Genomic DNA, 13,131 nt, shown 5'->3' on the forward strand with positions numbered 1-13,131 from the left:
TCCGCCACGTGAGGCAGCCTAGAAGGCGTAGCGGACACCCGCGAAGACGCTGCGTCCCTCGCCCGGATAGAAGATCGCGGTCGATGCCGTGCGGGCGTCGGCGACCGTGCTGATGTCGCTGACATAGCGCTTGTTGGTCAGGTTGCGCGCGTCCAGGAAGACCGACAGCCCGTTTTTGAAGTCCATGCCCGCCTGGAGGCCGAGCAAGGTGTAGCCGGGCACGCGCAGCGTGTTGGCGTCGTCGGCCCAGGCGCCTGCCGGCACCCAGTCCACCGATGCCGAAATATGAAACCCGTTGGGCCGCGAGTAGCCGAGCACCGCGCGCATCACGTTCACCGGCACGCCCGCAATGCGGTTGTTGCCGTACACCGGATCGTCCTTGAAGCGGAAGTCGCTCAGGTTCCACACGCCGGAGAGCGTCACCTTGTCGCCCGCGCCGCGGCTCGTCAGATTGCGCAGCACGTCCACTGAAATGCCCGCTTCTACACCTTGCAGCACGGTCTTGTTCGCATTGAAGGTGGAGGCGGGGATGTCGGGGCTCGTCGTGTATTGCAGCAACTGATCGCGCACGATCGAGCGATATGCCGTCAGGTCCCAGCTCACACGATCGCGCGTGCCGCGCGTGCCGAGTTCCAGCGTCCACGCATGTTGCGCGCTCAGCGGCGTGAATTGCGTCGTGTTCGAGAAGGTCTGCGTCAGGTCGCTGAAGTCGGGCACGTCCTGGCTGCGCGTGACGTCCACGTACGCCTGGATTTCGCGGCTGGGCTGCCACAGCAGTCCGAGTTTCGGATTCACGCCGCTGAAGGTTTCGCTGGTCGACTTGTAGGTCGGGTCGGCGGCGAGTCCGCCATGGTCGACATACTGGCGCACATCGCGCAACGCCTTGAAGCCCGCCATCAGCGCGACAGTCGGCAGGAAGAACAGGCGGTCTTCCACGTAGGCTTCGTAGTTATAGGCGCTTTGCGTGGAATCGAGCGTCTGCGTGCCTTCGTTGCCCGAGACATTGACGTACTGCCGCGCCTGCGTATTGCCGCCGAAGAAGCGCGCGCCCGCGATCACGTCGTTGCGCATACCGCCCAGATTGAGCGTCGCCGTGTAGCGCGGCGCGATGCCGTAGGTCCAGCCGTCCTGATCAAGCACCTGGAAGATCGGGTGATAGAGACTCTTGTGTATCGCCCAGGTGACGACGTCGAGCTGGCCGACATCGAGCTTCACGCTCGTCTTGTTGGCGATGCGTTCGGTGCGCGTGTCGCGTGCCTGATCGCCGGACAGCGCGCTCGGCGCCGCTTTGGTGGGATTGTTCAGGGCGTCGCTGAGCGAGAGCGTGCCCGGCAGTTCCTGATCCACGACATAGACGCCGAGGTAGAAGCGCGTTTCGATTTCCGGCGAAAAGCGGTAGCCGATGTTCGCGTTGAACTGCTCGTACTGCCCGCGTTCGTGATCGCGATAGCCATCCGCATGATTCACCGAAAACGTGCCGATGAAATCCAGCGGCCCCAGCACGCGCGAGAACTGCGCACTGCTGCGCACCGTGCCGTAGCTGCCGCCTTCGAGGCGAAGGATGTTCGGCGCTTCGGCGGTGCGGGCGGTCGGCGTAATGAAGTCGATCGCGCCGCCCTGCATCGACGAGCCGTACGCGAGGCCGTTGCCGCCCTTGTAGACATCGACGGATTGCAGCGCGATGGGGTCGATCTGATAGTAGTCGCCGCTGCCGTCGGCGAGGTTGGTCGGAATGCCGTCCTGAAGGATTTCGAGTCCGCGCGTGTGATAGCTGCGCGCGATGCCCGAGCCGCGGATCGACAGCCGCAGTTCCTGGCCATAGCGGTTCTGCACGAACACGCCGGGGACGTTCTTGAGCACATCGCGCAGGGTGAAGGCGTAGGTGTTCTGGAAGTCGTCGCCGTCGACGAAACCGACTGAGCCGACCGTCTCGAAGAGCTTGCGTTTCTCCTGGGCGACGCTCTGCGACGTGAGCGACTGATCGGACTGTCCCTGCACGATCACGGCGGGGAGCGTGGCGGCGGGCTCAGGCGTCGTCTGGGCAAACGCGCGCGAGGCAAACAGCAGGCTCACGCCGGTAGCGAAGGCGCTTCTTCTGGCGAGGGCGTATTTCATTGTTTCGCCTCCACGAGCGTGGAAGCAGGCGAGGTCGGCTCGCTGCCGCAAGGGATCGGGCACAGGTGCATGGTTCTTCTCTGATATCGGTCGTGAAAGATCGCGCACGCGCACAGGCGTGCGAAACCGTTCGATGCCGGCAAGGCATCGCGTCATGGGAACGAGGTCAGATCAGAACGGGCGGGGCGCGTGGTTGCGCCGGGGAGAAGTGCGTGACGCGCCGCGTGTCGCGCGCAGGCGTGGGCGCGACGGATTGCCGCGCAGGAATATCCAGCGCGAACGCCAGCCGTACGGCCGGCAAGACAGGCGCGTGCGCGAAGACATGACAGTAGCCGCAGGCCTGGCCGCCGAGGTGCGCGGGGGCATCGGAGTTGCGATGTTCGTCCGCGGGTGTCGCGTGCGCCGAGCACAGTTCCGCAGTGAAGTCGGCGGTACGCGCATGCGCCGCGAGCAACTGCGAGATCGCCGGGGCGAACGTGATCAGCAGCATGGCGAACAGCGCCAGCAGTGAACCCGTTCGTTGATGGAGGCGACGGCGCATCGTGATCAGATGTAAGGACGGAAATCGTGACGGCGGCGATTATGCCATCGGCTACGTGGTATTACAGAACAAATTGCCCGGAAATTCCCGGAATAAATACGGTGCGTGAAACGGTGCATGCCATTGCATGTGCGGCACAGCGCACCGAGGCGCCTGGCTCGCTGTGGCAGCGTGTTCGCAGGAAGCTCACGGCACGGGAGGTCGCATGAACGTGCGCACGGTTTCGTTGTGCCTGGCCATGGCATGCATGGCCAGGCATGCCGCCGCCGACACCCTCACACGCGCGGACGGCGGCCGCTACGTCGGACAGGTCGTGAACGGCAAGGCCGACGGTCAGGGCGTCGAAACGCGCCCCGACGGCACCATCCTCAAGGGGCGCTTCGCCCAGGACGCCTTCGTCGAAGGCACGATGCGTTCCGGCGGCTGGGTCGTGCCGTTCTCGGCCTGCCATTCGACCCCTGCTGGCGCCGCCTCCACGCCAGAGATTGCGGACCGGTGATGCGTCGGCACTTGCATATCGTAAATTCCCGATATAAACTTCGAAGCAAGACGATTTCGGGAGCCTTTGCATCCGTTTCGTCAGACGCAAGAGCACCGAAATGGACATCGACGCAATTCACAAGGCCCTCGCCAACCCCCTTCGCCGCGAGATTCTCGAGTGGTTGAAGGAGCCGGAACTGCATTTCCCTGATCAGGAACTGCCGCATCTGCACGGCGTATGCGCGGGCCAGATCGATGGGCGCTGCGACATGTCGCAGTCCACCGTTTCGGCGCATCTCTCTGTTTTGCAAAAGGCCGGACTCGTCACCACGAAGCGCGTTGGACAATGGGTGTTCTTCAAGCGCGACGAAGCGGTGATCCAGGCGTTCCGCGATTCGCTCGCGAAGCTCTGAGCAAGGTGTTTCGCCCGGCGCAGTCCAGCTTCAAACTTATTTAGGATGCCATTACATGACGACTCTCTTCGATCCGCTCAAGGTAGGCGCACTTACGCTCAAGAACCGCATCATCATGGCCCCGCTCACGCGTCAGCGTGCCGGTGTCGAGCGTGTGCCGAACGCGCTGATGGCGCAGTACTATGCGGACCGCGCATCGGCCGGCCTGATTCTCAGCGAGGCCACCTCGGTGACGCCGCAGGGCGTCGGCTATGCCGACACGCCGGGCATCTGGTCGGATGAGCAGGTGGAAGGCTGGAAGCTCGTGACGAAGGCCGTTCACGATGCCGGCGGCAAGATCATGCTGCAACTGTGGCATGTGGGCCGCATCTCGGACCCCGTGTTCCTCGACGGCGAGCTGCCCGTGGCGCCGAGCGCCATCGCGGCGGGCGGACATGTGAGTCTCGTGCGTCCGCAGCGTCCGTTCGTGACGCCGCGCGCGCTCGAGCTGGATGAGATCGCCGGCGTGGTCGCTGCATTCCGCAAGGGCGCGGAGAATGCGAAGCGCGCGGGTTTCGACGGCGTCGAAGTGCATGGCGCGAACGGCTATCTGCTCGACCAGTTCCTGCAGGACAGCACCAACAAGCGTACCGATGCCTACGGCGGCGCGATTGAAAACCGTGCGCGCCTGCTGCTCGAAGTGGTCGACGAATGTATTGATGTGTGGGGTGCGGACCGCGTGGGCGTGCATCTGGCACCGCGCGCGGATTCGCACACGATGGGCGACAGCGACCGTGCAGCCACCTTCGGTTATGTGGCGCACGAACTCGGCCGTCGCAAGATTGCGTTCATCGCGGCGCGTGAGCATGAAGCGGGCGACAGCCTCGGGCCGCAACTGAAAAAGGCCTTTGGTGGCGTGTATATCGTGAACGAAGGGTTCTCGAAGGCGAGCGCCGAAGCGATCATCGCGCGCGGCGATGCCGATGCCGTCGCCTGGGGCAAGACGTTCATCGCGAACGCGGATCTGGTGCGCCGCTTTGAGCAGGACGCCGCGCTGAACGACTGGGACACCTCGACGTTCTACGCGCCCGGTGCGAAGGGCTACACGGACTATCCGCTGCTCGAAACGGCGGAATAAACCCACGCATTGAAAAAGAGGAGAACGACGGCGCGCGCCGTCGTTCTTCAATGCTCGCGCATCGGGCGCAAGCCAGTTTCCCTCTCCCCGCCATTCGGTCCCTCTCTACGCGCGCATCAGCGTCCGCGTTTCTCCCTCCGTAAGTTGCCTCGACCAAAGCGCCCTCCAAGCGCCCTCAAAGCGCTCATCGACGAACTTCGACCCTGACGACCGCCGGGCAATTGCCGCTCACAAAAAATTGCGGACTTGTTAGGGACAATTTCGAAAATTGGTGTATTGGTGAGCCGTCGAGATGAATCCGTGCCAGGCGCAGTCCCAGCCCGTGGACGATTCACATACGCCCGGCAAGACGCAGAAAAAATTGCGTCGAATTGTGCGTGTGTTGTCGTCGGTCAAGCTGCGCTTCATTTCGAGTGGACGGTTGGAACTTCCTCAATATGATTCAGGCGATTCAAATGATCGTGCTGATTTTCTGCCGTTCTTGGTCAAAAAAACGGCAAAGCAGCTTCGACTTGACAAGGAACGCTTATGTCATGGCTTACTGCAACACTGCGTAGTTATCCTGAAATCGCCGTATTTCTCTCGTTGGGCGTTGGCTACTGGGTCGGCGGAAAAAGCTTCAAGGGGTTCAGTCTCGGCGCAGTGACCGCGACCCTGCTTGCCGCCATCGCCGTAGGCCAGCTCGGCATCACCATCTCGCCCAACGTCAAGTCCGTCTTCTTCCTGATGTTCCTGTTCGCCGTCGGCTATGGCGTCGGGCCGCAGTTCGTGCGCGGCATCGCGAAGGACGGGTTGCCGCAGGCGTTGTTCGCCGTCATTCAATGCGCGTTGTGCCTGGCCGCGCCGTGGGTCGCCGCGAAGATCGCCGGTTATGACATCGGCTCGGCGGCGGGGCTGTTCGCAGGCTCGCAGACCATCTCGGCTTCCATGGGCCTCGCGACAGACGCAATCAATCGCCTTGGCCTGCCGCCCGAGCAGGCCAAGGCGATGCTCGACGCCATGCCGACTGCCTACGCCGTGACCTACATCTACGGCACGATCGGCTCGGCGCTGATCCTGGCGATGCTCGGTCCACGGCTTCTCGGGATCGATCTGGTTGCGGCGTGCAAGGAGTACGAGAAGCAACTCGGCGGCGGCACGGAGCTGGGCGGCGACGGCTCGGGCTGGCATCAGTTCACGTTGCGCGCCTATCGCGTGCAGGCCCATGGCCGTGTCGCGGGTCTGACGGTCGCACAGGCGGAAGCGCTGGAGCCCGCGGGCGCCCGGCTCTTCATCGAGCGGATCCGGCGCGGCGGGCAGATCCAGGAAGCGAAGATCGACGACGTACTGCAGGCCGGCGACGTGGTCGCCGTGGTCGGGCGGCGCGATCAGCTGGTCGAGATTCTCGGCGGCGGCGTGGCGACAGAAGTCGACGACGCAGAATTGCTCGCCGTGCCGGTCGAAGGCGTCGATATCTTCGTGACGAACAAGGCGGTGGAAGGCAAGACGCTCGGCGAGCTGGCGCATCTGCCAGGCGCGCGCGGCGTGTTCATCCGCAGGATCAAACGCGGTGCGACCGAGACGCTCATTCCGGTCCTGGCGAACACGAAACTGCATCGTGGCGACACCGTGACGGTGGTAGGGCGCACGCAGGACACCACGGCGGTCGCCAAGGCGGCCGGCGTGATCGACCGCCCGAGCGATGTCGCCGACATGGCGTTTACCGGCCTGGCGATCACGCTTGGCGCGCTGATCGGTGCGGTCGTCATTCACGCGGGCGGCGTTCCGCTCACGCTGTCGACCGCGGGCGGCGCGCTGATCGCGGGGATTCTCTTCGGCTGGCTCCGCGCGATTCACCCGACCTTCGGACGGATTCCGTCTCCGACACTGTGGTTCATGAATTCGGTCGGCCTGAACGTGTTCATCGCAGTGGTGGGCATCACCGCTGGTCCGGGCTTTGTCGCGGGTCTCGAGAAGCTCGGCGTGAGCCTCTTTCTGTGGGGCATCTTCGCGTCGTCGGTGCCGCTCATTCTCGGCATGTACATCGCGAAATACGTCTTCAGGTTTCATCCGGCGATCCTGCTCGGCATCTGCGCGGGCGCGCGGACCACGACGGCCGCGCTCGGCATGATCTGCGATGCCGCGAAAAGCCAGGTGCCGGGCCTCGGCTACACGGTCACCTACGCGGTGGGCAATACGCTGCTGACCATCTGGGGGATGGTGATCGTCATGCTGCTTTCGTGAGCGTGCCGCATGTCTTTTCAAGTGTCATCGAGTTGATTTCTTTTTCTGGGGGTGTTGGATGGCCAAGTCTTCAAAGCCGGCTCGCGACGATCGTGCTGCGATGGCAGCGCTCAGCCCGTTCGAACTCAAGGACGAGCTCATCAAGGCCGCGGGCGGCAGCGCGGTCGAGCGGCCCGCGAATCTCGCGATGCTCAACGCGGGCCGCGGTAACCCGAATTTTCTTGCGACGATTCCGCGCCATGGCTTCTGGCAACTGGGCCTCTTCGCGATGCGGGAGTCGGAGCGTTCGTTTGCCTATATGCCGGAAGGCGTCGGCGGATTTCCAAAGCGGGAAGGCATCGAGGAGCGCTTCGAAATTTTTGCGCGCGAGTTTCATGGCACGCCCGGCATCAGCTTCCTGGCGGGCGCCGTGTCCTACGTTCGCGACCAGCTCGGCCTGAATGCGGCTGATTTCCTGTATGAGATGTGCGAAGGCATTCTCGCCTGCAACTATCCCGTGCCGGATCGCATGCTGGCGCTGTCGGAGCGCATCGTCGCGCAGTATCTGCGGCGCGAGATGATCGGCAAGCATCCGTTCGTCGGCGAATTCGACGTCTTCGCGGTGGAAGGCGGTACCGCGGCGATGACCTACATCTTCAACACGATGCGTGAGAATTTCCTCATCAAGCCGGGCGACACCATCGCGCTCGGCCGGCCGATCTTCACGCCGTACATCGAAATTCCGCGCCTGAACGACTACAAGCTGAACGTCATCAACTGCGATGCCGACGTGAAGAACCGCTGGCAGTACTCGAAAAGCGAGCTCGACAAGTTACGTGACAAGAAGGTGAAGGCGTTCTTTCTCGTCAATCCGAGCAACCCGCCGTCGGTGAAGATGGATGAGGCGAGCTTGCAGTACATCGCCGAAATCGTGAAGGAGCGGCCTGATCTGATTCTGCTCACCGACGATGTCTACGGCACCTTCGCCGACGACTTCGTGTCGCTCTTCGCGCTGTGCCCGAAGAACACCATCCTGGTCTATTCGTATTCGAAGTACTTTGGCGCGACCGGCTGGCGCCTCGGCACGATCGCGACGCACCGTGACAACGTGCTGGACGAGCAGATCGCGGCCCTGCCGAAAGATGCGCGGGCGATCCTGCACGAACGTTACGAATCGATCACGACCGAGCCCGACAAGCTCAAATTCATCGACCGTCTGGTGGCGGACAGCCGGACCGTCGCGCTGAATCACACGGCCGGCCTCTCCACGCCGCAACAAGTGCAGATGGTGCTGTTCTCCCTGTTCTCGCTGATGGACACGCCCGATGCCTACAAGAACGCGCTGAAGCGTCTGATCCGTGGCCGCAAGGCGGCGCTGTATCGCGAGATCGGTGTGGCGCAGGAAGCGGAGGACGAGAACCAAGTCGACTACTACACGATCCTCGATCTCGAATACATGGGTGGGCGCGCGTATGGCAAGGAATTCGTCGACTGGGTGCTCAAAAGCGTGCAGCCCTCCGAAATGCTCTTCGAGCTTGCAAAGGAAGCGCGCGTCGTTCTGCTGCCGGGACGCGGCTTCGGGACGCCGCATCCTTCGGGCCGCGTGTCGCTCGCCAATCTCAACGAGAGCGACTACATGCTGATCGGCCGCGCGATTCGCAAGCTGATGGATCGATACGTCGAGCGCTTCAGGAAGGAAGGCGGCAAAACAGCGAAGTAATCGAAATTCTCAATCCTTATTTGCAGAGGATGCAAGGCAATGAATCCTGCAACGAACCCGGACGGCACGCCGCCTGAAAAAGTCACGATGTACGACGAATTCAATCTCGAAGTGCCGGAGAACGCCTTCCCGCGACACGGCATTTCGGCGCGCGCCGCGGACGCGCTGGTCTGGAGCGACGAGTGGACCGACACCAATCCCATGCTGAACATGTCGTCGTTCGTCACGACCTTTGCGGAACCCGAGGCGGTGGAGACCGCGCGGCGCAACATGTACAAGAACTACATCGACCATGACATGTATCCGCAACTCTTCGCGATGGAGAGGCGCATGGTCCGCTGGCTGCACGAGCTCTGGAACGGTCCGAAAGACGTGGAGCCCTACGGTGCGGCGACTATCGGCTCCTCCGAGGCGTGCATGCTGGCGGGACTGGCGCACAAGTGGAACTGGCGGCAGGCGCGCGAGAAGGCCGGCAAGGACGCATCGCGACCGAACATGGTGACCGGCGGCAATGTGCAGATCGTCTGGAAGAAATTCCTGCGCTACTTCGACGTCGAGCCGCGCATCGTGCCGCTCGAGCCGGGCAACTATCGGCTGACCGCGGATCAGCTGGACAAGTACGTCGACGAGAACACCATCGCGGTGGTCGCGATCGCCGGCCAGACGTTCACCGGCGAGGACGACGACATCCAGGCAATCCACGACTGGCTCGACGCGTACGAACAGAAGACCGGCATCTCGATTCCGATGCATATCGACGGCGCCTCGGGCGGCTTCGTCAATCCCTTTCTCTATCCGGACTACGCGTGGGATTTCCGTCTGCCGCGCGTGCAGTCGATCAACGCGTCCGGGCACAAGTTCGGGCTCACGCCGCCAGGACTCGGCTGGGTGGTGTTTCGCGAGCGCAAGGTTTTCAATGAAGACCTGATCTTCTACGTCAACTATCTTGGCGGTGAAATGCCTACCGCGACCCTCAACTTCAGCCGCAACGCGGCGCCGATCGCGGTGCAGTACTACCAGTTTCTGCGTCTGGGCTTCGATGGCTACAAGCGCATCATGACGCACACGCTCGCCAATGCGGTCAGGCTGCGCGACGAACTGGTCAAGAGCGGCTACTTCACCATCATGAACGAGACGCAGCGCATTCCTGTCGTCGCCGTCACGCTCGATCCCAAGGTGAAGAAATTCAATGAGTTCGACGTGTCGAACAAGGTGCGCGAGAAAGGCTGGGTGCTGTCGGCGTATTCGATGCCGCCCAACGCCGAGGAAGTGAGGAGTCTGCGCGTGGTGGTGCGTCCACACATCAACCACACCGTCGCGATGTCGCTGGCGCGCGACATCGTCTCCGCCTGCGCGTACCTCGACGAGCACGGCGGCACGGCCACCGCTCCGGCACTGCACGCTCACGTCGATCCTCACAAGGTCGCCGTGGCGAAATGCTGAGCCGCGCGAGCGTGTGAGCGTGTGAAAAAAACGGGCCGCCCAAGGGCGGCCCGTTTCGTTCAGCAGACGTCCTTCGACAGGACGCCTGGCATCGCAGCGATGCTTAGAACTTGTGGCGGATGCCGACGCGGAACGCGAGCTGGTCGTCTTCGCCCAGACCTGACGTACCGAAGTAGCTGGTCGCCGAACCGATCTGCGCCTGCACGTCGTTCGTGCCGTTGCGGCCCGAAGCCTTCTGGTAGATGCCGAGCACGTAGACATCGGTACGCTTTGACAGCGCGTAGTCGACCGACGCGTCGAACTGGTGCCAGTGGCCCTTGGCGTTGTCCGTCAGGTTCATGTACGAGTAGCCGAGGCCAGCCGTCAGCGCCGACGTGAAGGCGTACTTGCCGCCGATGTCGAACGCGTTGAACTTCGAGCTCGCGCCGGTAACCGGTTCGAAGCGCGTGTTGGTCCACAGGCCGAAGATCGTCGCTGCGCCCAGCGCGTAGTTCGCGCCGACGCCGAACGTGCGCAGGTCCTTGATGTTGGCTTGCGTGATGTTCGCGATGTTGGTCGAGAATGTCGGCGTGGACGAGCCTGGGTAGTGGATGTCAGTGTAAGCCGCGCCGATGCCAAGCGGGCCCGCCTTGTAGTTCAGGCCGAAGCTGTAGGCGCGCGACGAACCGGCCGTCGTGCCGACCGTCGGCGAGCCGGCGAAGGCGCCAGCCGCGTTCGAGAAGCCGTACATGGCGCCGAACGTCACGCCGTAGAAGCTGGCGCTGCTGAACTTGACCGAGTTGTTGATGCGGCTCGAGGTCAGCTGGTCGACGTCGTTGATGTGGTAAGCGTAGTTGCCCGCGACGGTCTGGCCGCCGATCGAGTACGCGCCGCCGAGATAGTCGGTCGAGAATGAATATTGACGACCGAAGGTCAGCGCGCCGACGTCGTTCTTCGAAATACCGACGAATGCCTGACGGCCGAATTCAGCCCCGCCCTGGCCCAGAGCGCCGGTGCCGCTGTTGAAGCCGTTTTCCAGCGTGAAGATCGCCTTCAGGCCGCCACCGAGGTCTTCGGAGCCCTTCAGGCCCCAACGGCTGCCTTGCGCCACGCCGTCGTCGTACTTGACGAGCGAGTCGCTGCCGCCGGTGCGTGCTGCGTTGGTCGCGTAGCTGATACCGGCGTCGATGATGCCGTACAGCGTGACGCTGCTTTGGGCTTGCGCGGAGGTGGCGGCGAGGGCGGCAAATGCGGCGAGCGCGGCGGTCGCCAAGAGATTCTTCTTCAAAACAAGCTCCGTGAGTTGGTTCGCGGTGGTGGTGACGATGTCGGTCAAATCCGCGTTCTACGACGTGTTCATTGCGACGGGCGCAACTGTAGCGAGCGCTGAAGAAGAAAATGTGACAGTGCTTTCAGCCGGCTTTCGGTGTATCTCAGGGGCAACACCACTGGCGGAATCGTTGCGCTTGTGTGTTCAGTGGGCGCGATGCGATGCTCACGCTTCACTCTCTAAGCGAGCGACACCATGGACGAAACGGGAATCCTTGCACTGGAAGCGCGCCTGAAGCAGGCGATGATGAAGTCGGACGTGGATGCGCTCGACGCGCTGCTCGCCGACGACCTGAGTTTCGTCGACGCCACCGGCAAGGTGTGGACGAAGGCCGACGACCTGAACGGACATCGCTATGGGATCCAGCGGATCGAGAAGCTGGAGACGGAGGACGTGCGGGTGCGCGTGTATGGCACGTTCGCGGTGACGGTGACGCGCGTGGCGATCACCGGCACGTTCGGCGGCGCCCCGTTCGCGGGCAGCCTGCGCTACACGCGAACCTGGGGCGAGATCAACGGGAACTGGCGCGTGGTGGCCGCGCAATGCGGCCTTGCGCCTTACTAGAGAAAGCGGCTCAGGCGGACAGCAGCGACCCGGTCCGATACGCCTTCGCGCCCGCGATGCGCGCCACTTCGAGACCGGCCGTCGCGAAGCGCACGATGTGGCGTGCGTACATGACGCCCGAGGTCGTGCACTTGAGCGTGGTCACGGTGTCGGTCAGCGGATCGATGATATCGGCGACCGGCGCGCCCGCCTCGATGTACTCGCCCACCGGCGCGCGGAACACCAGGATGCCCGACATCGGCGCGACGATCGGCTCCGCGCCCGCAAGCGGCGTGGCCGGATAAGCGAGCGGCGGCAGCTCGGGCACTGGGGCGTCGATCACGCCGCGCCGGATCAGGTAATTGACGATGGCCTGCGCGTCCTTGTCCGCGAGTTCGTAGGACACGTCGTGCTGGCTGCGCAGCTCCACCGTCACCGACACGCCGCCGTTCGGAATCGGGAAGCGCTCGCCGTAACGCTGGCGCAGATCGGACCAGCAGAAGCTGTGGATCTCATCGAACGGATTGCCCACCGAATTCAGCGCGAGCAGCGACGCGCGGGCGTCGAGATAGCGCGCGAGCGGCTCCACTTCTTCCCAGATGTCCGGATTGGTGTAGAGATGCAGCGCGGCGTCGAGGTCGCAGTGCAGGTCGAGCACGACATCGGCGTCGAAGGACAGCTTCTGCAACGCCAGACGTTGCGATTCGAGTTCGGTGTGCGGCGTCTGCTCGTCGAGCGCTTCCTGCATGGCGGCGCGCACGGCCAGCTTGTTGGCCTCCGCGTCCGGGCCGAGACGCGCCTCGATGCGCGGCGCGATCAACGCGGCGAGATCGTGGAAATTGCGGTTGAAGTTGTGGCCGCTGTTGGTTTCGAAACGGCCCATCAGCGTGCCATGCAGATGCTGGGACAGGCCAATCGGATTCGGCACCGGCACGATCACCACTTCGCCGCGCAGCTTGCCGGCGGCTTCGAATTCGGCCAGCTGGCGGCGCAGACGCCATGCGACCAGCATGCCGGGCAGCTCGTCCGCGTGCAGCGAGGACTGGATGTAGATCTTCTGGCCGCCGCCGGGACCATAGTGGAAGCTGGTGATGGTGCGGGTGGTGCCGAGGGACGGCGAGATCAGGGAGTGGGTTCGGGTTTGCATAGGGGTCGCGCGCACGCGAATGCGTGCTTCTTGCCTCGGATAGTTGCGGGGCGCCGCGGTGTCTCCTTCCGCTGGCGTCTTACCGGACGTTCGATCTTAGC

General features: G+C 63.4%; 11 protein-coding genes. 7 read left to right on the forward strand and 4 right to left on the reverse strand.

What is annotated here, in order from left to right:
* Positions 1 to 18 precede the first annotated feature (18 nt).
* Entirely contained in the window at positions 19 to 2,115 is a 2,097-nt protein-coding gene (locus tag QCE64_RS29130) for a TonB-dependent receptor (RefSeq protein ID WP_310007662.1), read from the reverse strand.
* A gap of 166 nt (positions 2,116 to 2,281) precedes the next feature.
* Positions 2,282 to 2,656, reverse strand: a complete 375-nt coding sequence (locus QCE64_RS29135; RefSeq protein WP_309934485.1) for a DUF2946 domain-containing protein — start codon at positions 2,654 to 2,656, stop codon at positions 2,282 to 2,284.
* A gap of 205 nt (positions 2,657 to 2,861) precedes the next feature.
* Here QCE64_RS29135 and QCE64_RS29140 point away from each other — a divergent pair, with 205 nt between their 5' ends.
* From QCE64_RS29140 to QCE64_RS29165, 6 genes are all read left to right on the forward strand, one after another.
* Entirely contained in the window at positions 2,862 to 3,155 is a 294-nt protein-coding gene (locus QCE64_RS29140; protein ID WP_309925797.1) for a hypothetical protein, read from the forward strand.
* A 100-nt stretch (positions 3,156 to 3,255) separates the two neighbouring features.
* A complete protein-coding gene (locus QCE64_RS29145; protein ID WP_309819508.1) occupies positions 3,256 to 3,549 on the forward strand; it encodes a metalloregulator ArsR/SmtB family transcription factor in 294 nt (97 codons plus the stop codon).
* 55 nt (positions 3,550 to 3,604) lie between these two features.
* Positions 3,605 to 4,666 (forward strand): alkene reductase, encoded by a 1,062-nt coding sequence (locus QCE64_RS29150; protein ID WP_309925799.1) that lies wholly within the window; start codon positions 3,605 to 3,607, stop codon positions 4,664 to 4,666.
* Positions 4,667 to 5,194: 528 nt separating this feature from the next.
* The gene (gene aspT / locus QCE64_RS29155) at positions 5,195 to 6,889 is read left to right on the forward strand and encodes an aspartate-alanine antiporter (RefSeq protein WP_309925801.1); all 1,695 of its coding nucleotides are present in this window, start codon (positions 5,195 to 5,197) and stop codon (positions 6,887 to 6,889) included.
* Positions 6,890 to 6,947: 58 nt separating this feature from the next.
* Complete coding sequence (locus tag QCE64_RS29160) at positions 6,948 to 8,588, forward strand: bifunctional aspartate transaminase/aspartate 4-decarboxylase (RefSeq protein ID WP_309925802.1); 1,641 nt, start codon at positions 6,948 to 6,950, stop codon at positions 8,586 to 8,588.
* Between the two features lie 39 nt (positions 8,589 to 8,627).
* Positions 8,628 to 10,031 carry a glutamate decarboxylase gene (locus QCE64_RS29165; RefSeq protein WP_310007664.1) on the forward strand — a complete coding sequence of 468 codons (1,404 nt, stop codon included), beginning with the start codon at positions 8,628 to 8,630 and terminating at the stop codon, positions 10,029 to 10,031.
* Positions 10,032 to 10,134: 103 nt separating this feature from the next.
* On the opposite strand, the gene QCE64_RS29170 is transcribed toward QCE64_RS29165, so the two are convergent.
* Positions 10,135 to 11,298 carry a porin gene (locus QCE64_RS29170; protein ID WP_309925804.1) on the reverse strand — a complete coding sequence of 388 codons (1,164 nt, stop codon included), beginning with the start codon at positions 11,296 to 11,298 and terminating at the stop codon, positions 10,135 to 10,137.
* Positions 11,299 to 11,535: 237 nt separating this feature from the next.
* Here QCE64_RS29170 and QCE64_RS29175 point away from each other — a divergent pair, with 237 nt between their 5' ends.
* Entirely contained in the window at positions 11,536 to 11,904 is a 369-nt protein-coding gene (locus QCE64_RS29175) for a nuclear transport factor 2 family protein (RefSeq protein WP_310007666.1), read from the forward strand.
* A gap of 10 nt (positions 11,905 to 11,914) precedes the next feature.
* On the opposite strand, the gene QCE64_RS29180 is transcribed toward QCE64_RS29175, so the two are convergent.
* A complete protein-coding gene (locus QCE64_RS29180) occupies positions 11,915 to 13,030 on the reverse strand; it encodes a M14 family metallopeptidase (RefSeq protein ID WP_309837624.1) in 1,116 nt (371 codons plus the stop codon).
* Between the last annotated feature and the right edge of the window lie 101 nt (positions 13,031 to 13,131).

The organism is Caballeronia sp. LZ043 (genome assembly GCF_031451075.1).
In the GTDB taxonomy this organism is placed as follows: domain Bacteria; phylum Pseudomonadota; class Gammaproteobacteria; order Burkholderiales; family Burkholderiaceae; genus Caballeronia.